The organism is Photobacterium satsumensis (assembly GCF_050336935.1).
Taxonomy (GTDB): domain Bacteria; phylum Pseudomonadota; class Gammaproteobacteria; order Enterobacterales; family Vibrionaceae; genus Photobacterium; species Photobacterium satsumensis.
The window spans coordinates 1,967,237-1,990,667 of record NZ_JAKJSK010000006.1 but is presented as its reverse complement, the minus strand read 5'-3'; the positions used below and the strand labels follow the sequence as shown (position 1 = coordinate 1,990,667).

The following is a 23,431-nucleotide window of genomic DNA, read 5'->3' as shown; positions in this document are numbered from 1 at the left end:
CAGGCTCTGTAGAGAGCCTGTTTAATGGGGATGCTTGATTACGAGGGGAGCTTACATCATCGCGAACAGCAGGAACACGATGGCGCAGCCAACCAACAGCACTAGCGGGTAGGCTTTACTGTTGTGCGGCTCTTCCTGTGGCGGCTCTTGCATCGCGGCGGCAGCAATAGGTTCTGCTTCCTGGCTTGTGGTTGAAGCCTGCTCATTCCCTCCAGTGTTATCTTCGTCAGCGCCACCCTCTTCATTTCCTAGTAGGGTCATCACCTCCGACTCGCTGCGTGCGGCCAAGAGCTGCTCCCTGAAATCGTCATCAACCAGTGATGAGGTGAGGGTAGTCAGCACTTCCATATGGGTCGATCCAGCCTCGGCCGGCGGGATCGCCAACAGGAATATCATGTTGACCGGTTCGTCACCATCAATGCCTTGCCATGGCATTTCACCTTTGACAAAAGCACAGGCAAACACTGGCTCGATAACCGCTTCGGATTTGCCGTGTGGTACCGCCAAATATTCACCCAGGGCAGTTGGGCCTTCTTCTTCCCGTTTGAGCACGGCATCAAGGAACATCTGGCGGTCAGTCAGTTTACCGGCCTGATCGATTTTATCCGTCAGGGTTTCGATAGCGGTAATACGGTCATCGAACACTGCATCGAGCATGATCAGGTTATGTGACGTTAGTTGGGCAAGTTTCATGGTCTTACTCCTTATTGTTCATGCTGCTGATTTTGAACGGGTACTAACCAGGTAAATTGATATGGCGCTAGGGTAAATTGTGGTTCGAACGATTGCTCGCTGATCAAATCCATACCGCCCTGTGGCAAGCTCACTGGCTGTGGCTGGCTGGTCAGATTGAGAATATAGGTTATGCGATTTTCCCCTTCGCCGCGGATCAGCCCGAATATTCCCTTGCCAAGTTTCAGTACCGTTTGTCCTGATTGCGGAGAAAATGCGTTGTGTTGCTGGCGCAGGTTCAGCAGTTTGAGCATGTTACTGTAAACTTGCTGGCGCAATGAGCCTTGTGTACTTAGCGCGTTTTCCAGTTCATCCAGGTTGAACTTCTCCCGGTTGATGCGGCGGTTGATGCCAGAATCGTCCATTCCCGCGATGTCATTTTCGCTACCGAGGAAGCTGTGGTAGTAGATGGCCGGCACGCCGATAAACGACAGTAGCAGTGACTGAGCGGCGAGGAATTTTCGCGCCTTGGTGCTGTTGTCGTCGTCGGGCTCGGTGATCGCGCTGAGATAGTTGATATTGAGCTCATACGGCGATTGGGTACCGTCCCCATTGTCCTTATAGCTGACGCGTCCGCCTTTACGTTCCACTTCACTGCACATGAATTGGCGATTGGCATCTTCTAGGATCCCTTCGGTCGGGCGTACCCCAATGCCGTCATGGCTGGCAAGGAAATTGAAATAAGTGGTCTGGCGGCCGGCGCTGAGGTTGTCCATGGCCTCGCGGGTCAGCCCCTCTGCCCACTGGGTCAATACTGTGCTGTCTTCCGAGAGGAAAGCGTACAGGGTGAGTGGCGGTAACGGGAACTGGTAGACCATATGGGCTTCATCGCCGTCACCGAAATACGCGACGTTTTCCGGGTGGGGCACATTGGTTTCGGTGATCAGCAAGGTGCCGCTGGCAGCGATATCCAGTACCAAGCGCCACAGCTTGATGATGTCATGGGCCTGCGGCAAGTGGATACAACTGGTTCCCAATACTTTCCAGATAAAGCCGATAGCATCGAGGCGGATAGAGCGGCCTCCGTTAGCGGCATACATCAGCAGGATATCGATGCTTTCTAGCAAGATTTGCGGATTGGCAAAGTTAATATCGATCTGGTCGTCCGAGAAAGTGGTCCAGACGTGGGCGGTTTCACCGTTGGCTTTGGTAAATGGCGTGAGCAGAGGCAAAGCACGCGGACGGGTGACACTGCTGTAGTCCAGGCTTGGGTCTGATTCGACGAAGTAGTTTTGGTAGCGTTCGTCGCCGGCCAGATATCCCTGGAACCAGTCGCTGCTCTTGGAGATATGGTTGATCACACAGTCATACATTAGGTTGAAATGCTCTGTCAGGGCATTGAGTTCATTCCAGTCACCTAAATTAGGATCGACCTTGCGGTAATCGACCACACTGAAGCCATCGTCCGAGGTATAGGGGAACATCGGCAAAATATGAATGTTGCTGACCGCCCCTTTCAGGTACTTATCGGCGAAAGCTTTCATGGTGGCTAGTGTTGGCTTGCCGTTTTCGCTGATGCTGTCACCGTAGGTGATCAGGTAGCTGGTGGTCTGGTCAACCCATGCCGGGTAAGCAGGGGCTTTACCCTGCCATTTGTCGATAAGCGCAAGGATCTCAGAGGTGATCTGTGGCGCTTGCTGTTGGCCGTAAATTTCGGCCACTTTTTGGGTAATCGCTTGGGTAAACATTAGCAACTTTCCTTATCAAACGGTGCAGTGGCAGTACAGCTCAACCGCAGGTCGATAGTATTGTTCGGCACAACCACAGGCTTGGCATCGGCAAGCTCCTGCTCGCGGTAGTTGACGATGGACACATTGGCAAAGCCGTTGAATTGGTTCATATCTAACTCAATGGCTTGCTCGGTTGGGTTGAACAGGCGCAGCACGATGGCATTGGCGTCGTAGAAAGAGTGCGACACGCTCGATAATTCCAGCGTTTCTTTGATAGCGAACAGACTGAACTGTTTGGCCATTGGCTTTTCTTCGAAGCGGACTTGGAAGCGTTCCAGCCGGTTTTCAAAGCTGTTGAGGCGTTGGCGCTGGTAGCTGAACGGTTGGCTGAGGTATGCCGTTTCCAGCTCGCGGATAACCTGATGCGATGCATTCTCTGTTATGGCGATTGCAAAGCTAAAGCGCATGGATTGCTGCAACTGGGCATCTGGGGTATGAACCACCGTGTTGTTGATCCCCGACGCCCGTCCCGGACGCCATACCAGATCGTCCTTGCCAAGAAAACCAACCGCCTTAAACAGGGTCAACGCGATTTGGTCGTATTGGTTGTTGTGAGCAGCTTTGAGGATTTGGTATTCCTTGATCCCACGGCAGTTGATAATCAGTGCTTTGCTGTCTTGCTCGGCGCTAGAGGTATTACCGATGGCGACAACGCCCTCGGTGGTTTCAATATCTACCGGGCACTCGCGGAAGTGTTTGCGCCAGTTTTCTTCACTGTCGAACAGGACGGGAGAGATAGGGCGCTCAATGGTAGCAAACGGCAGGGTACTGACTGAGCAATCGGCGTTGATATCGCTGTTGATCAGGACGCGAACCCGGTGGTCTTTGACGTGGTTGACTGTGTCGATATCGACCTGCAAGTTACGTTCGCCGTGATGCAGGGTGAACGTCAGCTTAAATACGATTTCGCTGTTGGCATCGCCCAGGCGGCGGTCTTCCAAATCTTGCGGTACCAAAATCCGGCTTTGCAGGGTCATTTGCTGTATTAGCTCACCGCGCTGGCTACCAAGCAGTGACAGCGGCTGGGAGTAGAGTGGTGTATCGCCTTCCAGCGGTGAGAAATCATAAGAATCGCCGTCATCGGCTTGGTTCTCAAACTGGATCAAGTTACTGATGCGACGGCCGTTTTGTTTGTCGGTCAGTACCAGTTCACCATTTTGCAAAGACAGAACAAGGCGGTCATTTTCAATCTGGAGCGAGGTGTCGGAGTGGGCCTTGCCCATCGACCCAGCTTCGGTCACCTGAAGTGTCAGGTAGCCAAGGGCGGGGATCTCGTTGAGTTTGGCTTTGAGTTCGAAGCGGTAATAGGGAGGGACCGGTACTTCTTTCTCGCCGTCTTTGGTTACTTCGATAACCTTGCCGCCGTCGAGGGTATCACGCTTGATCAGCTCAGCAGTAACCAGTTGGCCGTTGTGCGCCAGTGCAATATCGGCAAAGGTGCTGAATACCACGATATCGGTGATACCGGAATACGGCTTGATGCGGTTGTTGAACACCATAATCTCGCCTTCACTGCATACTTGGCTGGCGATATCTTTGACGATCAGGTTATACAGGCCGTGGCAGATCTCCTCCGCTTGCTTGAGGCGGTGCATGATATCGGCATTGGTGGCATCGCTGTTACAGCCGCCCATACTGTCGTGGGCATGGCATTCGATGATTTTTTTCCAGGCGATATCAAGCAGCTCGGTATGAACGGTAATACCGTGTGCTTTGGCAATTGCTGTGATCGGCTCAAGTTTTTTCAGCAGGAACTGCTCGATGTCGAAGTTGAGTTTCTTGATATCGTAGCGTACCGAGCCGATGGTTTTGTGGATACGGGTATAGCGCGGGATCTTGAACTCACCCTTGTAGGTGTCAAAATCGTGGCTGTCTTGGCGAAGGTAGTCGACGTAGTCTTCCATTGACGAAATAACATAGGTGTCACCCGCACCGTTCCGTTCGGTGGCTTTGGCCAGGGTCGCCGGCAAGTTAGGGTCGATATTGACCTGATCGCCACCAGAAGGGATCAGCACTTCATCAAGGCCCGCAAGGGCTTTGATTTTCTCGACCATCGGGAAGATTTTGTTATCGAGATGGGCTGGTTCGGCCACGATATTTTTCGCGGCGCCGTAGCCGTGGACTAGGTTGTAAGCAATGATGCTATCGCCCCCCGTCGACTGCCAGAAGAAGTTCGATCGTTCGACTTGCTGGTCGTAGTCGATACCGCGCCAGAAGATGATGTTGTCGATTCCACACCCTTTGAACAGGGTTGGCATCTGGGCATTGTGGCCGAAGGTGTCCGGTAGGTAGCCAACGTGCATGCTGTGGCCAAGTTGTTCGGCGACATGCATGCCGTATTTCAGGTTGCGGATGATGGATTCACCTGCGACATTGAAAGTATCGGTTTGGGTGTACCAAGGGCCGATGAATAGTCGTTTGTCGCTAACCAGTTTCGCCATGCGCTCGCGCATATGCGGCATGACTTTAAGGTAGTCTTCAACAATGGCTGATTGCCCATCAAGGTGATAGCAGCTGTAGCTTGATTGGTTTTCCAGCGTCTCAATTACCTTGGTGAAATTGTAGGTCGCGAGGACATCGCTGTCTTGTTGGGTGAAGTACCACTCACGGTCCCAGTGGGTGTGGGGGATGACATGTACTTTGGCCATGCTGACTTCTCTTCTATCGTATTAATTCGGTGTTGCTGGGGCAGCGCTTGCTGCCCCTATAGCGTGTAGGTTGCAAATATCTTTATGCTTGGTTGCTTTATTTAAGGCCGCTTTGAAATGGCGGCTTAATGGCTGCCTTTGGGCTGTGGCTTGGTACACAGCAGCAGGGCGATGGCAATAAAGCTGGAGCCGACAATGACCGAGAGGGTGTAGCTCACCGGATCAGAGGACAGGAACCAGCCCCATACCGCTGGCAAAGGGAGGCTTTGCCAAACATTGAGGACGACGGCAAGTTGGGTACCGATGATTGAACCGAGGATCATAACCGGGATCATTTTCGGGTTTTTCAGAATGAACGGGATAGCACCTTCGGAGATCCCGATCAGGCCCAGCATCAAGGATGTTTTACCAACGGTCTGTTCTTCGCGGCTAAAGACGCGAGGGCGGAACTTGCCGTCCAGCAGGGCGGCGATACCCACCCCGATAGGCGGAATGACGATACCGAGCTCGCGGGCAACCAAGTCGAAGTTCTCTCCCATGCCGTTAAGGCCAAGGGCTACCGAGCCTGCTGCTTTGTTGATTGGGCCACCAAGGTCAAATGCGGTACCGGCGGCAATCACCATCGAGTAAATACCGCGGCCTGCATCACCGGCTTCGGTGAATAGTTTGACCATTGCCATGTTGACGGCACCGAAGAATGGGTTGATCGCATACTCCATGGTTAGCACCATGACGACACCGCTGAGCAACGGGACCAGCAACATGGTCTTCAGGGTGGTGAGTTCGGTTTTTACCTTGATGGTGTCATTGAGGTAGCGAACCAGATAACCAATCAGGAAACCGATGGCGATGGCGCCGAAAAAGCCTGAAGGGGCCCAGTGTTCGATACCGAAGAAGCGTTTGTAGACTTCATCGCTCATTACCCCACCGATAAAGGCCGGGACAAGGGCGGGCTTACCGGCAATCGAGTAGGCAAGGTAGGCAGCGAAGATCGGGTACATGAACTTGATGGTCATGAAACCGAGGCGGTCTAGGGTTTCGATTGGGGTGCCGGAAATATCAACAAACTCACCGGTGATCTTGGCAACGGCCATTAATAGGCCGCCGAGCACGACAACCGGCAGCATGTAACTGATACCGGTCATGATATGGCCGATAAAAACTTGGTAAGCCGAGCGTTTTTCCTGAACCGGCAGTACAGCCCCTGAAGTGGATTTGTCTTTTTCGCGTTTCATGGCTTCTGGTAGCAGCACATCCACGTGTTTGATCAGCTCTTGGGTGCGTACCTGCAACGGGTTGGCATTGTCAAATCGGTCCATGTCCATGATGGGCACGTCAACGGCCAATACAACGGCATCGGCACTGGCAATGTCCTGTGCGGTCAGTTTGTTTTTGACCCCGTCACTGCCTTGTGTTTCGACCTTGACCTCATAGCCTTGCTTTTCAGCCCAGCTCTGAATTTTCTTTGCCGCCATAAAGGTGTGGGCGATACCTGTAGGGCAAGCCGTTACTGCGACCAGTTTTCTCTTCGCCATGGTTTCATATCCATTGTTCTAAACTGAGGACAGTATAAAAAGCGGCGATCGGCAAGCGTTATGGTTTCTTGGTACAAGGTGCGTATGACGATACTTTTGAGAGCTTACTCACGGATTTTCATCCGCTGTTCGCGCTTAAATACGTCCATCCAATGACGTGACGACAATAATGACAATGAATACCTTTCGTGGAACCGAACGCATCATCTATGAGTTTATTATTAGTCACGCCAAGCAATTGGGCGAGATCTCAGCCAAGGAGATCGCGGCCAAGGCGCTGACGACAACGACATCGGTCAACCGGGTGTGCAAGAAAATGGGGTATGCCAGTTATACCGAGTTACGCTATAAGCTTGCCTCAGACTTAGCCCGCCAGCGTTCGTCATCAGAAGAAGAGGGGGTGGATCAGGCTGTGATTGCCAAGCTGGCCTCAGGGCTGAAAGCGACCAATGTGGTATACCTTTACTCCCGCGGTGCGTCGATAGTTAGCGTGAATTACCTGTCCCGTTTTTTGTCGCTGGCCAATATTCCCCACTTGGTGATCACCGATATTCACCAGCTCACCATGGCTAACGCGGGTATCTTGGTACTGATCAGCAAATCGGGTGAAACCAACGCGGTGGTGGACATGGCCCACAATGCCAAGCGCAAAGGCATGAAGGTGTTCTCGGTAAGCCTGCGCGGCTCGACCTTGAGCCAAATTAGCCATCTCAATGTTAACCTGGAAGAGCAGATTGATGGGATTTCGTTGTACAGCCGGGAGAGCCAGCTGCACATACTTGAGGTGGTGGATAAGTTGGGTGAGCAGCTGCTGACGTAGATAGGCGTAAAACTGTTAGTCCACCTGCTGTTTTGCCAACCAACCGGAAATAATTTCAAAAACGTGCGAGTACATCCATGTAACTCCAACCCGCCGTCCATGGCGGGTAGGTTTTGAAATCATTCCCGATAGGTTGCCTGACCATCCGATCGCTTGCAAAGCTGGGGTTCTTCTTAATCATCCATACACATGATCAGCACGGCGGCGAACGCCAGGAAGGCGGTCATCATCAGGAACACATCGTTGTAAGCCATAATCGCCGCATCTCGCTGCATGGTCGACAGCAGTGTTGCTTGGGCCTGTTGCATCGCGGTGCCTGCATCGCTACCTGCCTTGATAAAGAAATCACTTTGCTGCAGCAACTGTTGCCAGCCGTTGGTGCTGACACTCGGCAATGACTCCTTGATATGCCCGAGGTGCTCCCGGGTTTTGTTATCTAGCAGAGTGGCGATAATCGCGATACTGAATGCCCCACCGAGGTTACGCATCACGTTGGTTAATGTCGATGCATCCGGTGTGTCGGCTTTGCTGATATGCTTCATCGCCACCAATGACAAGGGCACCATGATAAATGGGCTACCAATGGCACGCAGTACCATGGAGAGGATCAGCTGCTGGCCGCCGAAATCGACCGTCATATGGGTGTTGACGTAGCAGCTCAGGCCAAACATGACAAAGCCAAATGTCACCAGATATTTCGGTTTGATGAACTGGACCAGCTTGGGCACGATGGGAAATAGCAGCAATTGCGGGAAGCCCATCCACATCAATACCTCACCGATTTCCATCGCGTTGTAGCGCTGGATTTGGGTTAAGTACAGCGGCAGCACATAAATTGAACCGAGCAGCGCCATCCCGAGGATCAAATACGCCAGACACGACATTGCAAACTGCTTTTCACGCAGTAATCGCAGGTTTACCAGCGGCTTTTTGTGTTGCAGCTCGTTGATGACAAAGTACACCAAGCTGACGGCGGAGATGATCGCGAGAGTGACAATAAAGCGCGAGCTGAACCATTCTTCACGGTTGCCTTCTTCCAATACCACTTCCAAACAACCTAGCCCGAGGGCCATAGTGACGATCCCGAACCAGTCGGCTTTGAGCAAGGAGCCGAGATTGAGCGGTTCATCATCCAGCCCGTAGCGGATCATGGATATCACCAAGATTGCCGGTGGGATGTTGATATAGAAAATGTAATGCCATGACAGGTTCTCGGTTAGCCAGCCCCCGAATGTCGGCCCGATGGAAGGGGCGAAGGTCGCCGTTACGCCAAACAATGCCATCCCCACCGCACGCTTCTGGATTGGCAGTAGCTGTATCACCAGCGAGAACGCCAGTGGGATCAAGGCTCCGCCGCTGAACCCCTGCATGGCGCGAAAGACGATCATTGAGCTCATGTTCCACGACAACGAACACAGGAAGGACGACAGGGTGAAAATCACTGTCGTCCATGTGAGATAACGACGTTTCCCCAACGCTTTTGACAGCCAGCCACTAAGCGGGATCGCGATCATTTCCGCCACCAGGTAGGAGGTGGAAATCCACGAGCTTTCATCCAGTGTGGCAGACAGCGCCCCTTGAATATCTTTGAGCGAGGAGTTGGTGATTTGGATATCCAAAATCGCCATAAAGGCCCCAATCAAGCCACCGAATAGGGCGATCCAGTGGCGGCGGGGAACATGGAGCGCCTCGCTTTCAACAGCCTGTGGCTGTTGGCTTGTTGTGATCTCGGCACCCATGGCTTAGCCTCGTGTATCGACAGTGGCCACGACAGACAAGCCAGGGATCAACCTGCCTTTCAGGCTTTGTGGGTCTGGAATAGTAATTTTTACTGGTACCCGCTGGACAATCTTGGTGAAGTTACCGGTTGCATTCTCTGGTGGTAATAGCGCAAATTTCGCGCCGGTTGCTGGCGAGAAACTATCGACGACCCCTTGCAGAGGTTGGTCGGGGAAGGCGTCCAACTCTACCGTGACGCTTTGGCCCTGATGGATCCCTCCTAGTTGGGTCTCTTTGAAGTTGGCTTCGATCCACACATTGGTGGTGGGTACCAAGCTCATCAGTGGCATACCCGGCTGGACATAGAGGCCAACCCGAAGGCTGCGTTTGCCCACAATGCCATCGACTGGGGCATAGATGTTGGTGTAGGCAAGGTTGAGTTCGGCCTGTTCAAGTTGTGCTTGTGCTTCGGTTACCGCGGCTTCGGCTTGTTTGACCTGACTGGCAATCACCACGAGTTGATCTTTTGCGCCTTGGTAGCTGGCATTGGCTTCTTCGAGCTGCGCGGCGGTCACCTTCTGGTGCGAGGTCATGCTGTCTAATTCATCTTGTGATGAGTAATTGCGCTTGAGTAAGCTGCGGGTGCGTGCAACTTGCTGCTTGGCGCGATCGAACTCGGCTTTCGCAGAAGCAATTTGGCTTTTGGCTTGGCGGATCTGGGTTTGCTGTAACTGTTCTTGGGCATGAAGGTTATCAATCGCCGCTTGGCTGACAGCGAGGTTAGCTTCAGCCTGATCCAATGCTGCCTCGAAGTCGCGGTCGTCGATTTTTGCCAGTAGATCACCGGCTTTTACTTGCTGGTTATCGGAGACAAAAGAGTCGGTAATATAGCCGCCGACTTTGGGGCTGATGTTGGTGATATCACCCTGCAGATAGGCATTATCTGTCGATTCGAAATATTGGCCATAGCCAAACCAGTAGCCACCACCTAGCGCACCTAGCGAAAGCATGATCAAGGTAGCGATCAATGGCGCTTTTTTCTTATTACGCTTGGGAAGCGTGTTTGGCGCTGCTGGTGAATGGCTTGGCGCATCTGCTGTGGGAGCTTGGCGTTGATCGGTCATTTTACCCTCGTTGTTATACCCAAGTGATATCAAGCTGCAGATCTCAGCGGCAATGGCTTGGGCTTATAAGAATTGGCTCTGAAAAAGTGTGTCAAATTGTAAATGATATCGATTGGTTGATAAGATAGGAAAAAAGGGAAACACTGTTGCACAAATCTTACTAATGGGCAGAAGGCTAGACTGTGATGGACTTGAATTCGGTAGCGATTTTTTCACAAGTTGTTGATTGTGGTAGTTTTACGCAGGCGGCTGATGTCTTGGATATGACCAAGTCGACCGTTAGCCGAAAAGTGGCAGAGCTGGAGGAGCACCTTGGCGTGCGTTTGATCACGCGTTCAACCCGCAGTTTGATTCTGACCCCAGAAGGTGAAGCGTTTTATCAGTCCTGTGTCCAGATGCTGGAGATCATGGGTCAGGCAGAGCTGGAAGTCAGCGCCAATCAGGATTTAATCCGGGGCCGACTGTATGTGGTGATGCCGGTAGAGTTGGGTCATCAAGTGTTGGGCGGCTTCCTTAATACCTTTCTAAAGCAATACCCGCATGTTTCCCTCCATGTCGAAATGACCAACCGCGAGGTCGATATTATCGGCGAGGGGATCGATCTCTACGCCCAAGTTGGGGAGTTGGATGATTCGAGTTTAGTGTCGAGAAAGCTGACCGAGTCGCGCCGGGTACTGGCTGCCAGTCCTGAGTACCTTGAGCAATATGGCATGATTGAAAGCCCGACGGACCTCAAAGCGCCGCACCACCAAATAAAAGTCCATAACAAGGCGGTTAAAATCCCCAATTGGCACCTTATGCACGAGGGTGGGGCGGTGAGCATTGATCTGCCTTATCGGCTGAGGGTTAATACTATTACGGCATCGCTGTCGGCATGCCTTGATGGTCTGGGGATCGCGGTCTTGCCCGAGTTCATTTGCCGGGAACACTTCGCATCGGGTGAGCTGATCCAGCTACTACCGGAGTGGGAGATGCCACTGGTGCCGCTTAGCTTGGTCTATCCACAGCGCAAATTGATGCCCAAGCGGCTGCGGGTGCTGGTGGATTTTTTGGTTGAACAGTTTGAGCTTCGAATGAAAAAACACCCCATTAACACAGAGTCGCGTTAGTGGGGTGCAAGGGAACCTATCCTTGTGTTCAATCGAATTTGGATGTGCAAACACGCGGTGTTTTAGTTGGTGACGGGCTGTTGCTCGTTGTTTGCTTCTGTGTCGGCTGCAAGTTCGACACTGGCAAGGTCGTCCACTTCGGCATCGAGGATTTCATAGCCCTTGAGCTCCATACAACGACGTAATACTAAAGCTTGTGTTTGCGAGGCTTTGACCGAACCAACAGCGGCACCGGTGCCAGCCCCCAGCGCCAGTCCCCATACCATGCTCTCGCCCATGCCGACATCATCGGCCAGTAACCCACCAACTGCACCTGCAGCAGTACCAATTAACGCCATGTTGGTGGCGCTGGTGCGTACTGCCTCGCTTCTGTCCACTTCTTGGGTTTTTTGACGGCACTCTGCCAAGTCTTGTTCGTATTCCAGCTGGGTTCTATCGTGGTAGCCAACAACTGGCGCAGCATTGTATGAACAGGCGGAGAGTAAAGCGGTGCAGGTAAGTAGGGCGAGTTTTTTCACAGGACTGAGTTCGCTGGCCAAAGAAATATGGCCGCTATGGTAGGTCGAAAGTCATCCATCTTCAATACAGTGTTTTTTATTTTTTGTTTCTTAATGCTAACAGAGCAATAAACTGGCGGGTTGCCGAAAAAATTTACAATGTAAATTGTTTTAGGGTTACATCCGGTGGCGGTAACCGACGGTAAAGGCGATGTCGGTGCTGTTATCCATATTGAAGACATTCTCGATCATCGAAAGCTCAATCGCACCGCTTTTGGTGTGGTAACGGTAGCCCAGCAGAAATTCGGTAGAGGGCTCACTCAAATCTGATGTGGCATCACTGGCGCCTTCGTAAACATGTACTTCGGTAAGAAAGCGATGCTTGGGACTGATTTGGTATTGGTAGCTGACGCCGGTGGCAAAGGCGAATTTGTTGTACTTGATTTGGGCCAGCACCTCGTCGTTATGACGGTAGGAAACACCCAGTAAGGTATAAACACTGTGCTTGCCGGTTCGATAGCTGTAATTGAGCTGCAGTGCTTGTTCGAAGTTACTGGTCTTGAAAGGTCCGCTGCCAACATAGTTGAAATATAGTGAGCCGCCAATGGATAAGCCGTGATGTTGGTTTTCCAGCAGTTGGTAATGGGTATAGAGAGAGAAAGCATTGCTAATGGTTTCGCCTTCAAAGTCATGGATTTCGACGCCGTATTGCGGCACCGATATATCGAAGGAGTGTTTTTCTACTTCATCCCGGCCATTTAACCCGATACCGAACGTATCATGGAAAGCTTCGGTCAAGGTATCAAGACGGTTGTTGGCGGCAAAGCGCCAAGTGTAATCGAGCTCCAATGCCCATTTATTATGTAGTTGCCAAAAGCCACCGATCGAAAGGGCATTCTGATAATAATCAGCATTGTAATCATCGGTGTGGGCCCAGACACTGGCAATGGTTCCGGTAGCGTAAAGTTCGACGGTATCCGGCGCATGACTGAAACCGGTTCTCACCAGCGGTGTTAATGCATTAGATTGCAAGGGGGATTGGGCATAGGTTTTTAACGGGCCGTAATCGGTATAGCGCTCTTCGTTTCCGGCTTGGGCGTTACCAGCAACGCTTGTTAAAGAGAGTACAATTAATGCTGAAAATTGCTTGTAATTATCATCCATAAGGGGAGCCGCTGCCGATTGAATCTTGTCCTTGGCCCCTTGTTATACTCATCGATGCTGTCGCCACACTGAATATGTAACAAAGTAATGCAAAGGTTTTCAAGATGTTGGATCTTTAGTATAGCTCCCTGATGGGGGCACGATGATTTAGTTGTGATACGAGTCCTTGTTTTCCCGTTATATTTTTCAGGAGGGCAAAATAGGCCTGATCTTCCAGCATCTGCTTTCTGCGCATACCTTCATTGCTCGTACATTCGGCGAATAAATTTTCATTCTGTCTCTATAAACTAGATAGCTTTCGTTGTATTCAATTACGTTGAACCAATATCACACCACCAACATATAAAAACGTTTCTACTTGATTTTGCGACATTAACCAAAAAACATCATTGTTCTCTCTATTAGAATAGCCGGTTTTGTAAAATTCATGCTACGTATACTCATGCTGTGTTTTTGGGATGGTACTCGCAGTTTTTTGCTTTAATTTAGTATAATTAAGTATTTATCTTGGATGAAAGATTGTCATATTGAATAATTGTTGTGCGCGTTAGTCTTATTGACTAATCGAAAAGTAAATACAGAAACGTTTTTATTTTGCCCTAGGCTTTGCTTTTTGAGCAAGTGATCAGGGTTGGGAAGAACGACACAACAATAATGAGGGAAACATGACAATACCCAGTTTCAAGAAGTGCTTGCTTGCGTCTTCGTTGATACCCGCTTTGGGCGTTTGGCATCCAGCTATCGCCAGTAACGCAGGCTCTGCAGCTTATGACGTTAAAGCTCAGCCCAATGTGGTTATAATCGTTGCTGATGATTTGGGACACGCCGATGCCGGATTTTACCAGGGGGAGTGGAACAGCGAGGATACCATCAGTAACCAGACGACCAAATTCATTACCAAAATTGCAAGTAATGGCGCTGTTTTTAACCACGGTTACGTGACGGCCCCTGTATGCGGTCCATCCCGTGCGGGAATGCTGACAGGTCGCTACCAGCAAAGCTTTGGATTTTACAGCAACCCTGCACCGGATGATGCCGATGATAACGAGCCCACTGATCATGACGAGGGCGTAGAGCCGGGTATACCAACGGATATACCGACTCTCGGGGATTATTTCCAAAATGCCGGTTATACCACTGCCTTTATCGGTAAAGATCATGATGGCGAGGATTGGAAGTTCTGGCCTCACAACCGGGGTTTTGATTACTTCTTCGGCTTCAACAATGGTGCAGTGGCTTATGAAATCGGGGATAAAAACCAGTTCAATACCTTTACCACCCCACACTCTACAATGTGGCAAACGTTTGATGAAAGTCATCAAGCGCCATCAGACGAAGAAAGGGCAGCTGCCGAGATATTAGTCTCGAAGCATTTTCAGTTACTTGAAAATCTGGCCTGTGAAGCGCCCAATGCAGATGACCCAAGTGTTTGTGATAAAGAGAGAACTGAAAAACAGTTAATTACGGCATTTGATAAACATAAAGCTGAGCTGGATAGTGGCTACGATCCAGAAGCTTATAGGGCTCAATATTATGCTGCGCTAGAAACTGTCGCCGGTCTACAAATTGAGCCGGATTTTGAAAATGTTTATTTAACTGATAAGTTCGGTGAAAAAGCAGTAGATTTTATTAGCACTCAAGCTAATGAACAGCAACCATTTTTACTCTACCTTTCATTTAATGCTGTTCATACACCGCTGAAAGCGACCAATGTTGATGAGGCTGAAATTAACTTTGTAGGCTCTGAATATGTAACCGAGGAAGAGAAAGCAAGCCGTAAAACTGCCCTCGCAATGGCCAAAAGCCTAGATAATAGCGTCGCTAAAATTTACAAGAAGTTAAAAAGAAAAGGCATTTTAGAAAATACCATTATCGTTTTTGTGTCAGATAATGGAGGTAAGCCTAAGAGTAACTTCTCGTCGAATAAGCCGCTTTCCGGTCATAAAGGTGAGCTCTATGAGGGGGGAACCCGTGTTCCATTTGCTATCTCTTGGCCGGGAAAAATAGCTTCACAAGTTGTTGACGAACCGGTAATGACAATTGATATCTTGCCGACCATTCTGAATGCGGCTGGGGTTGATACTAGCGATAAAGAAGCGTATGACCTTCATGGTGTTAATTTACTTCCTCGGCTTACAAACCAGTCAGCCAAACTCGAAGAGCGCTATTTATTCTGGGACCGTGTGAACAAGGCTGCTGTTTTTGATGGTGAATTCAAGTTGCTGAAAACCAGAAAGAAGCAGTTTCAGTTATTCCGACTGAGAGATTGTGGTGAAGAGGCTTGCGAGTCTGATTCAGCGGTGAATTTTGCCGAGTTTGATGAATATATTGATAGCGACGGAAAAACGCAAAAAGCATTTTATGATGTATCGGATACTAACCCTGAAAAACTACAAGAGTTGAAAAATGCATTGGCTGATTTTCAGTGTAAAAACCCAGTTCCAACCTGGGGGGTAAAAGCGCCTGATCCTAGTATTTATAATAACCCAGACGCTTGCCCTGAATAACAGCAACTCTATTAATGCCAAATAGGCAAACACCAGATGTATGTTCTGGTGTTTGCCATACATGAAATAAATCCAATTAATTTAATCATCATTTTATTAATGATGGCATTTTTATTATGTAGAGGATGTATGAACATAAAAAAAAGAATGAAGCTGCTAAGCCATTTCGTCATGCTTGCTGTTCTTACTGGGTGTCAGGATGAATCGATTAGCAACAGTCTTATAAATAGTGAACAAATAGGCTCACCAAAGCCGCAGGCCAAATTAAGCGTGGAATCCATTTCGACAGAGGAGCTCATTTCTGAAGCCTGGTTTTCAAATTTGGGCCAGACGGATATGGTCGCGGCGGCTAAAGTGGCTGGCTACTATGCCGCTGCTGACAGTGGCTCGTCAACCATAGAGATCCGAGACATATCGTCCAACCTTCTTCATACAGTCACGGCCAGTGACATTGAGCTGGCAGGTCTTTCATCTGCTGGGCAATTGTGTGGAATGACATTTACCCCTTCAGGCCGCTTTTTGTATATGGCTCTGTGTAGCCAGGGCAGTGAAGAAGATGCGATTTTGGCCTTCAATACCAATACTGGCGTTTTGTCAGTGTTTGATCGGGTGAAATTGCGCTCTGATCCAAGTAATACACGACACCACTTTGGTATGGCATATTTCAAATCCAAGCTTTATGTCGGCAGTGATCAGGGAGTATATCGTTATGAAGCTAGCCGAAATACGGTATATAACGGCGGGACTGAACCGGAGATCGGCCTTATAGCCACACCCAGCCCCGTTAAAGATATTGCCTTGGATATGGTCGGCGGTAACTTATATGTATTGACCCAGAATGGGGTCTTTAAACTACCTGCTGATGGGGAACAACTGACAAAAGTGTATAACCGGAGAAACCTGTCAAGAATTGGTTATAGCCGAGTGTTTGGCCGTAAAGCACTGGCAGGCCTTTATATCACGAAAGATACACAGCAAAGCTCACAGGTTTTCTTTGTTCCAAAGGGCCTTGTCGAACAAGGTGGGGACTTAACCAATGCTGCTACTGAACTGTGGTCTTATGATGGCAAGCTGGTGGATCTGACCACTACTCCGGATGGCAAGTTATTGTATTCCGGAGGTGATGCTGATGCCCAATACGGTAATGCCTACACCCTGACCGATAGCGGTGATGTTTATCGGTTGACCTATCAGCAGTGGCTTCGTGATGAGCTGGCCCAATATGTCGCGGCGATAAAGAGTTTGACTGCTTATAACGGCAGTGAGATTGATGGTACCAACAGCACAACGCTTTCTCCTGAAGGTTTCTTACACCGGAAATTGCAGCGGGCGGGCTTGGCTGCCAACGAGACACCGATTGCCGATACCGTAGGCTGGGCCATTTACTTACTGATGGCCGCCAATGAAGCCAATATGTTGTCATCGGAAGGTGTGGTTGATGAGTCGCTGGCTGATCAGCAAATTCAGCCTCTATTGGAATTATTGATTGAGCGACATGCAGGACTGATACCGGATGGTACGGGTGGCATAAAAACGGTCGATGGTCATTTTGTCCGGAACTACAACAGTGATGGTACGCCTTTTGCCAAAGATCAAAGTCCGGGTCCACAGCCGCAGGTTTATACCAGTATGAAATTTCTTCCTGCGGTGATTAAAGCTGCCGAGCTCTATCCTGAAAGCAAGAAAATAGCGGAAGCGAAAAAGTACCTAGAACAAATTTTTGTTCGTTCTGCGGATACCATTCGTGCCCGCCAGGGTGTGACATGGGAAGTCGATGACTTCGGTCCAGTAAGGAATGCCAACGGTATGGCAAACGAAAGCTGGATATACGGTGATTTGGGTGCGGCTCAAGATCCTATGGCCAGCTACAACTATGGTCAGTATGTCTATGAGCGGGATAACTTCAGTTATGACCATTGGCTCGAAGGAGAGCCCGTGATCAAGCCATCCCATGCCGCCTTTGTGGTAATGGGTGGGACGCTAGTCTTGAAGCACCATGCCGATGACGCTGGCTGGAAAGAGCAGAATAACAACTATTACGCGCTTACACAGGCAGTAACCGATGATCTTGGCTCACCGTATTTCGCTGCATTCTCTGCAGGTAATAATCCATTTGATCGAGAAAACAAAAATGGAAATTACTGGAACGATGGGCCATCGGATCACCCTGGAGATATCATCCACTTCCCAGCTGTATTGGGCTTTGGTCAGCACGGTAAGCTGGGAGCCATGGTCGGTGGTTACTTTGCCTACCGCGATGGATTACGCCAAGACATGTTAAATAGCTCTGACCCCGAGAGCTCGCTCAAGATGCTAACGCGTTGGTCTATGGTTAAGCCTGATTACGAGATGCCATCCATCGGTATTGCTGATTTCTGGTTTGGGGCGGTTGGATTGGCTGAAACTATTCGTCCGGGTACGGCCGATAAGTTACGTAATACCTTTTTCAGAGCCCATCACGAGTTGTCCGGTGATGACGATGGCAATCAAGTTGTGTTGTTCTCGGCCTTAACGCCACGTCATGTGATCGGGGTCAGGGATGATAACTCAGAGCAATCCTTTGGCTTCCAGCGCTCGCCGTTTACTGTTCCTGGAAGGCAGCATTTCGCTACTTTTAAAATTGAAGATCCACAGGGCGATTGGATTGAATTGGATGATGTTGTCAGCGCCAAGGAGCAGGATAAATACGGTGACTTCAAAGCGCCAAGGTTCACCAATCCTGATTTTGAAAATGAAGTCGCAGGTTGGCAGTACTTTGGTGATGGTAAGACAAGAACGGTGAAAGGCGCTTCAGGGCAGGGTGTCAGGATCCGTACCTCATCAACGGGGGAATCTGTGCTGACCCAGGCGGTTTTGCAACCTGTGTCGCTTGAAAATAGCCAGTACAAGGTTTCGGCCTTTATCAAGCCAATCAAAGTAACTGAGGCAACAGCCTTTATCCGCACATACTGGTCTGCAGAGGGTGATCGTAATGCTCCGCTGGGTGAGGTCACTGTCAGTGATTCAATCGGCACCGGGGAGGCTGGACAACTGGTTGCCGTGTATTCCTACAAGCCGGAAGGGGCGGCGTACCTGCATATTGAATATGTGGTCAGTGGTCATTCGGAAGTGGTTGAGTCCTTTATGTTTGACAACACGTCGTTGCAGCTGGTTGGCACCTTGGCTGAGTTGGATAATGGTGACTTCGAGAGTAGCAGTGACGGTATTTGGGCTGGTGGTATAAATACCAACAAGGCGAGTGTGATTGCCATGGATGCTGAAGATGAAGAGGGCCGTATATATACCAATCATGCGCTGGAGTTCGTGCTCAATGGGACAACGTCTTGGCAGACTGTTGAAACTGGAAGCAATATTGATATCAGTGCAGATCCAGATGGTACCCGATATATCTTCAAGTTTGATGTGTTGGAAAATACGCTCCGCAGTAAGGATGACCTCGGAAACGATCCTGCTACCGAGTTTGATATTGATGTCGATGTTCTACCTAAAACCTCGGAAAGTAAGAAGTCGACAAGGCCATATGCTGCCACCGTTGAAAGCAACTCTAAGAATGAGATTGCCTTTGTGATGCGCAAGCGTCCTGGGGACGAACAGTTCAATATCGTATTGAAGGTAAGGCAGAGAAGCAAAAATGTCGGGGAAGAACGCGTCGTGATAGATAACCTCAGGGTTTACAAACAACGCCTGTTCTTAGAATGTGATACAACATCGGCAACAGGATGCTAGTTCACCATTAGCTTGCCGTTACTGTCATAGCCAAGGACGTCATCTACCTTGGCTATTTTTTATGTTGGTAATGCTCGAGCCTACAAAATAATATGCGGCAGATACCGCGACATATCTTGGGTCACCCTTGAGCTATCTTCTCGGATTGATATCCCCCCGGCCTTATCGTCAACCAGCCAGCTTCCGATCAGGGTGTAGGCGTCGTTGAATTTCGGCAGTGGGTGGTAGGCCTGGTAGATCACCCCTTCGTCACCATACGGGCCATCGACCCGTAGGGTCTGCTTGCCGTTTTCGACGATGGTAATGTTGGCACCTTCTCGAGCGAAGATGGGTTTAATCACGTAATCCTTGAGTTCACCAAGGCCGGGATCATCGGCAAAGTAAGCCGGAAGCAGGTTTGGGTGTCCTTTGAATTTTTGCCACAGCATCGGCAGCAAAGCCTTATTACTCAATACGGATTTCCACATCGGCTCCAGCCAGTTGATCGGGTTGGATGGCAGGTATTGAGCATACTCTTCCCTTAGCATGAATTCCCATGGGTAGAGCTTGAACATCCAGCGGATAGGCTTGTCGGCCATGTCTGTAAATTCTTTCTTGCCGTTGAGCCCGATATCTTCGACAAACACAAAGGAGGTGGATAGCCCTGCTTCTTTGGCGCAGTCCTCCATGTATTGTACCGTGCCCCTGTCTTCGACCGTATCTTTGCAACAGGAAAAGTGCAGGGTTTGCCCCGGTTGCTGGCGTGATAGGGTCTGGAAACGCTCTATCAGCAGCTCTTGCAGCAGGTTGAACTGGTCGGCATCGCGGCGAATTGCTCCGCTGTTGACCATATCCTCCAGCCATAACCACTGCCAAAATCCGGTTTCATACAGTGAGGTCGGGGTATCGGCATTGTTTTCATACAGTTTCGCAAAACCAGTGCCGTCGTAGGCAAAATCGAGCCGGGAATAGAGCGATGGTTCTCGGCTGCGCCATGAGTCAAGGATCGGTTGCCACATCGTTTCTGGTATTTGGAACCGTCGCAACCAGTATTCGTCAGTGACAACTTGATCGACGATCTCCAGGCACATCTGGTGGATTTCCTCAGTCGGATCTTCCAGATCGCGCTCTATTTGCTCTAGAGTGAATTGGTAATAGGCCGTTTCGTCCCAGTAGGGATCGCCGTACATGGTGTGGAAGCCGAATCCGTACTCTTTGGCTAACTCTCGCCAGTGAGGGCGTTCTTTGCTGTTGATCCTTAACATGTATTTTCCTGAACGATTCGATGAGGATTTGGGCCAGTATGACATGGAGTGAAACGAAGAAGAGAGATAAGGGATGAAATTTTAGAGTTAGGGCACCATCGGCGTGGTAAGCGGGCAAATTATGAAACGGATGAGCTAAAATATAAACAAACTGATGCTTTATGGTATTTATTTACCGCTATTATCATCTTGTTACACACTCTTATCCCTGCCTACGATTTACGCGAGCTAGATTGATATATGTCACATTTTTGTGTGTCTGGCGGGGTATAGTAGCCCCCGTTAAATTCAGGTTGCATGCTTCGTACCTGTAAGGTTTAACATCACTACAAATAATCGTTCGGGTAAGTTACTGGTAAATAGTTATTGTTCACCGTTCCTTGAGTAGCCATTTGGCCAGCCAACCTATTGCTTTAACTTGGTGCTTACCCATTTTTTTCCTCCCTCTTTCATTCTATTTCTTTGCTGCCCGCCCGCAAGCGGACAGGCAACAACATGCTTTTCCTTATTGTTGAGTTTTGATCCAGTTTTCAATGCTGGTTTCGACCACTTCCATTGGTTGATCGCCATACTTCAGCAGCTGATCATGGAACGCTGCCCACTCAAATTGCCCACCCAATTCACCTTGCGCTTTCTCCAGCATCTCTTTAATCACCAAGTAGCCTGATTTGTAAGAGACGGCTTGTCCGACATAAGCGGCGTAGCGGTAGCTCTCTGATTCGATATCGCCATCACCCAAAGCGGAGTTTGCGTCCATGTAGTCTTGGGCCTCTTTGATGCTCCACCCTTTGGCGTGGATTCCGGTATCAACGGCTAAGCGCATGTTTCGTAGCTGGGCTTCGTTCAGGCTGCCGAAATACTGCAGGGCATTACACTCTTCAGCATCGGTATAGATGCCGCCTTGGAAGGTGGTGTAGTCCAGATCGGCTTTGCACATCCCGGTGGCGTTAACAAATGTCGGTTTGCCGTCGTTGTTGAGCTCACCATAAATACCCATTTCTAGACCCAACCATTCGGTGTAGAGTGCCCAGCCTTCGGCATAAGCGGTGTACCAAACTTTTTGGATATAGTCAGGTTTGTCGGCTGGTGGGTATTCGATGGAATAGGCATTTTGGAAGTGGTGCCCCGGTGCCGCTTCGTGCAGCAATAAGGTCGAGACATTCCATTTTTGCAGGCTGTAGTCTGGGTTGGTGTTGAGGTTGAACTCATTCCCACCATATGAGCCGACCCCGTCATATAGTTCACGATTCGCTGGGATAGGTACGATGGTGTAATCGGTTTTGATTGGCTTGAAGTACTTGGCAACGACATCGTTGGCGTCGGTTTTAAACGTGTTGTAGTCAACAAGGGCTGCCTCACAGGCGCTTTGCGATGAGGCGGCTTTACAAAGTTCTGCGAACTCGGTTCCTGAGACATTCTCGCCATCACGGCCAAAGAAGAACTGCTCTGTGTTGAGGTAATCGAAGAACTCGTTGAGGTTGATGTTGCCGTTGTCATCGGCCAACACAAAGGTTCTATCGATGATGTTACCGTCGGCATTACGCCATTCTGCATTGACAGTTGCTCCACGTTTGCTGATAACAAGCTCAGCAACACGAACCATTTCGGCTTTGGCGTCGGCCACCAGATCTTCCCCGAGTTGGCTGAGTTCCATAGCCGGTTTGCCGGTGGTACTGTTGCGATCTAGCTGCCATTGGTACCAAGCCTGGCCGTTGGGTAAATCACCCCAGCCGATATTGGTGTCATCTTCTGAGCCTGCTCCTCTAGCGCCATCGATATAATCGATTTTTAGGAAGTCGACTAAGCTGCTGACCGCGTTGGCAGCATCATCTACAGCCTTTTCATATTCGGTGATAAAGCTGCTGTCATCTTGATCGCTGTGCTGCTTGATGTCTTTTAAACCAAGTCGCAGTAAACCATAGGGATCAGCGTCGATAGCGAGGGCTTTTTCAGTACTTTCAATCAAGCGGTTGGTAAGAACTTTAGGGAGGCGAGCCTTGTCGACAATCCCCATGGCGTATTGTGAGTGCAGGTTATTGGTCCAGGCGGTAAATTCACGGATCACCTGAATATGCTTCTGGTAGTCATCAGAGGTGTCTTGTTTAGCACCCGCTGTCGTCGCATTCCAGTCGATGTAATTGTAGAAGTGGGTGATCGGAATATCGAAGTTACCGAAGCGTGGGTTGGGCAGTGAGGCCCCTCGGATAGCAATATTGCGGTCAAATTGGAAGGTGTCGAAGTAAATCTTGTCTTCATCAGACAAAGCGCTGCGGTCGATATTTTCCAGCTTGTCCAAGTACATTCGGTCTACCGATTGGCGCGAACTGGCCATTTGGTCGGTGATCTGACCAAATTCGGTACTGTCGAGTGTACTGATAGCACCTTGGTAGTCGGCAAAAACGGTTCGCATTTGTCTTGCTGGATCTTGGCTTTGCTTTGGCTGTTCAATGTAAGTGGTTTCATCATTACACCCTGCCAATGCAGTCATGGTGATGATAGCAAGGGCAATAGGGCGAAGAGGGTATCGTTTGTTGGTTTTCATTGTAATACCTTATGGTGTCTGATCGTATCTTGTTGTTATCCCTTGGGATGCTATGAGGGTAAGGGTTTTGCCAATGACGGTGTTGCGAGGGTGATCACAGCAGAAAGGTCTGCTTTTTTATGCGTTTATTGCATACGGTGAAGGGGTGATTAAGCGGTGGTGAATTATTCTGCTCGCAAAGGCTTTGTTCTGTGTGTCCTGCAAACTCACTGCATGGATGAGCGGAAGGATGAATATTCGTAACAAACGCTGTGAAGTGAAAAAATGCTGTGTTTGGACACAAGATCATGGTTTGGAATGAAATCGTGACGTTAGTTACGGATTTTATTCAGTT

At 49.7% G+C, this 23,431-nt stretch carries 14 protein-coding genes; 4 read left to right on the top strand and 10 right to left on the bottom strand.

What is annotated here, in order from left to right; all coding sequences use genetic code 11:
* Positions 1-51 precede the first annotated feature (51 nt).
* The 4 genes from L4D79_RS09075 to L4D79_RS09060 all read right to left on the bottom strand — a co-directional run bounded on the left by L4D79_RS09075 (position 52) and on the right by L4D79_RS09060 (position 6,645).
* Entirely contained in the window at positions 52-693 is a 642-nt protein-coding gene (locus tag L4D79_RS09075) for a fructose PTS transporter subunit IIA (protein ID WP_428650248.1), read from the bottom strand.
* Between the two features lie 11 nt (positions 694-704).
* Positions 705-2,420 carry an alpha-amylase family glycosyl hydrolase gene (locus L4D79_RS09070; protein WP_428650245.1) on the bottom strand — a complete coding sequence of 572 codons (1,716 nt, stop codon included), beginning with the start codon at positions 2,418-2,420 and terminating at the stop codon, positions 705-707.
* A complete protein-coding gene (locus tag L4D79_RS09065) occupies positions 2,420-5,110 on the bottom strand; it encodes a glycoside hydrolase family 38 N-terminal domain-containing protein (protein ID WP_428650242.1) in 2,691 nt (896 codons plus the stop codon). Before L4D79_RS09065 ends, L4D79_RS09070 begins: the two co-directional genes overlap by 1 nt.
* Before the next feature lie 125 nt (positions 5,111-5,235).
* The gene (locus L4D79_RS09060; protein WP_428650239.1) at positions 5,236-6,645 is read right to left on the bottom strand and encodes a PTS fructose transporter subunit IIC; all 1,410 of its coding nucleotides are present in this window, start codon (positions 6,643-6,645) and stop codon (positions 5,236-5,238) included.
* Positions 6,646-6,820: 175 nt separating this feature from the next.
* On the opposite strand from L4D79_RS09060, the gene L4D79_RS09055 reads away from it, so the two are divergent.
* A complete protein-coding gene (locus tag L4D79_RS09055; protein WP_428651751.1) occupies positions 6,821-7,465 on the top strand; it encodes a MurR/RpiR family transcriptional regulator in 645 nt (214 codons plus the stop codon).
* A 173-nt stretch (positions 7,466-7,638) separates the two neighbouring features.
* Here L4D79_RS09055 and L4D79_RS09050 read toward each other — a convergent pair whose 3' ends face one another.
* A complete protein-coding gene (locus L4D79_RS09050) occupies positions 7,639-9,204 on the bottom strand; it encodes a DHA2 family efflux MFS transporter permease subunit (RefSeq protein ID WP_428650238.1) in 1,566 nt (521 codons plus the stop codon).
* A gap of 3 nt (positions 9,205-9,207) precedes the next feature.
* Entirely contained in the window at positions 9,208-10,308 is a 1,101-nt protein-coding gene (locus tag L4D79_RS09045; RefSeq protein ID WP_428650235.1) for an HlyD family secretion protein, read from the bottom strand.
* A gap of 185 nt (positions 10,309-10,493) precedes the next feature.
* Between L4D79_RS09045 and L4D79_RS09040 the strand changes: the two genes are divergently transcribed.
* Positions 10,494-11,417, top strand: coding sequence for a LysR family transcriptional regulator (locus tag L4D79_RS09040; protein ID WP_428650232.1), 924 nt, complete (start codon positions 10,494-10,496; stop codon positions 11,415-11,417).
* Between the two features lie 62 nt (positions 11,418-11,479).
* Here L4D79_RS09040 and L4D79_RS09035 read toward each other — a convergent pair whose 3' ends face one another.
* Together L4D79_RS09035 and L4D79_RS09030 are read right to left on the bottom strand one after the other, a co-directional pair.
* Positions 11,480-11,935, bottom strand: a complete 456-nt coding sequence (locus L4D79_RS09035) for a glycine zipper family protein (protein WP_428650230.1) — start codon at positions 11,933-11,935, stop codon at positions 11,480-11,482.
* A gap of 156 nt (positions 11,936-12,091) precedes the next feature.
* Positions 12,092-13,078, bottom strand: coding sequence for a DUF3187 family protein (locus tag L4D79_RS09030; RefSeq protein WP_428650227.1), 987 nt, complete (start codon positions 13,076-13,078; stop codon positions 12,092-12,094).
* A gap of 665 nt (positions 13,079-13,743) precedes the next feature.
* Here L4D79_RS09030 and L4D79_RS09025 point away from each other — a divergent pair.
* Entirely contained in the window at positions 13,744-15,585 is a 1,842-nt protein-coding gene (locus tag L4D79_RS09025) for a sulfatase-like hydrolase/transferase (protein WP_428650223.1), read from the top strand.
* 129 nt (positions 15,586-15,714) lie between these two features.
* Positions 15,715-19,311: a hypothetical protein gene (locus L4D79_RS09020; RefSeq protein ID WP_428650221.1), complete on the top strand. Its 3,597-nt coding sequence runs from the start codon at positions 15,715-15,717 to the stop codon at positions 19,309-19,311.
* Positions 19,312-19,391: 80 nt separating this feature from the next.
* On the opposite strand, the gene L4D79_RS09015 is transcribed toward L4D79_RS09020, so the two are convergent.
* Together L4D79_RS09015 and L4D79_RS09010 are read right to left on the bottom strand one after the other, a co-directional pair.
* Positions 19,392-20,555 (bottom strand): glutathionylspermidine synthase family protein, encoded by a 1,164-nt coding sequence (locus L4D79_RS09015; RefSeq protein ID WP_428650218.1) that lies wholly within the window; start codon positions 20,553-20,555, stop codon positions 19,392-19,394.
* A gap of 505 nt (positions 20,556-21,060) precedes the next feature.
* A complete protein-coding gene (locus L4D79_RS09010) occupies positions 21,061-23,097 on the bottom strand; it encodes a DUF885 domain-containing protein (protein WP_428650215.1) in 2,037 nt (678 codons plus the stop codon).
* Positions 23,098-23,431: the final 334 nt, after the last annotated feature.

Excerpts from the sequence above, each read along its gene's own strand:
- L4D79_RS09075 (WP_428650248.1), bottom strand. The coding sequence starts at position 693 with ATGAAACTTGCCCAACTAACGTCACATAACCTGATCATGCTCGATGCA.
- L4D79_RS09070 (WP_428650245.1), bottom strand. The coding sequence starts at position 2,420 with ATGTTTACCCAAGCGATTACCCAAAAAGTGGCCGAAATTTACGGCCAA.
- L4D79_RS09065 (WP_428650242.1), bottom strand. The coding sequence starts at position 5,110 with ATGGCCAAAGTACATGTCATCCCCCACACCCACTGGGACCGTGAGTGG.
- L4D79_RS09060 (WP_428650239.1), bottom strand. The coding sequence starts at position 6,645 with ATGGCGAAGAGAAAACTGGTCGCAGTAACGGCTTGCCCTACAGGTATC.
- L4D79_RS09055 (WP_428651751.1), top strand. The coding sequence starts at position 6,821 with ATGAATACCTTTCGTGGAACCGAACGCATCATCTATGAGTTTATTATT.
- L4D79_RS09050 (WP_428650238.1), bottom strand. The coding sequence starts at position 9,204 with ATGGGTGCCGAGATCACAACAAGCCAACAGCCACAGGCTGTTGAAAGC.
- L4D79_RS09045 (WP_428650235.1), bottom strand. The coding sequence starts at position 10,308 with ATGACCGATCAACGCCAAGCTCCCACAGCAGATGCGCCAAGCCATTCA.
- L4D79_RS09040 (WP_428650232.1), top strand. The coding sequence starts at position 10,494 with ATGGACTTGAATTCGGTAGCGATTTTTTCACAAGTTGTTGATTGTGGT.
- L4D79_RS09030 (WP_428650227.1), bottom strand. The coding sequence starts at position 13,078 with ATGGATGATAATTACAAGCAATTTTCAGCATTAATTGTACTCTCTTTA.
- L4D79_RS09025 (WP_428650223.1), top strand. The coding sequence starts at position 13,744 with ATGACAATACCCAGTTTCAAGAAGTGCTTGCTTGCGTCTTCGTTGATA.
- L4D79_RS09020 (WP_428650221.1), top strand. The coding sequence starts at position 15,715 with ATGAACATAAAAAAAAGAATGAAGCTGCTAAGCCATTTCGTCATGCTT.
- L4D79_RS09015 (WP_428650218.1), bottom strand. The coding sequence starts at position 20,555 with ATGTTAAGGATCAACAGCAAAGAACGCCCTCACTGGCGAGAGTTAGCC.
- L4D79_RS09010 (WP_428650215.1), bottom strand. The coding sequence starts at position 23,097 with ATGAAAACCAACAAACGATACCCTCTTCGCCCTATTGCCCTTGCTATC.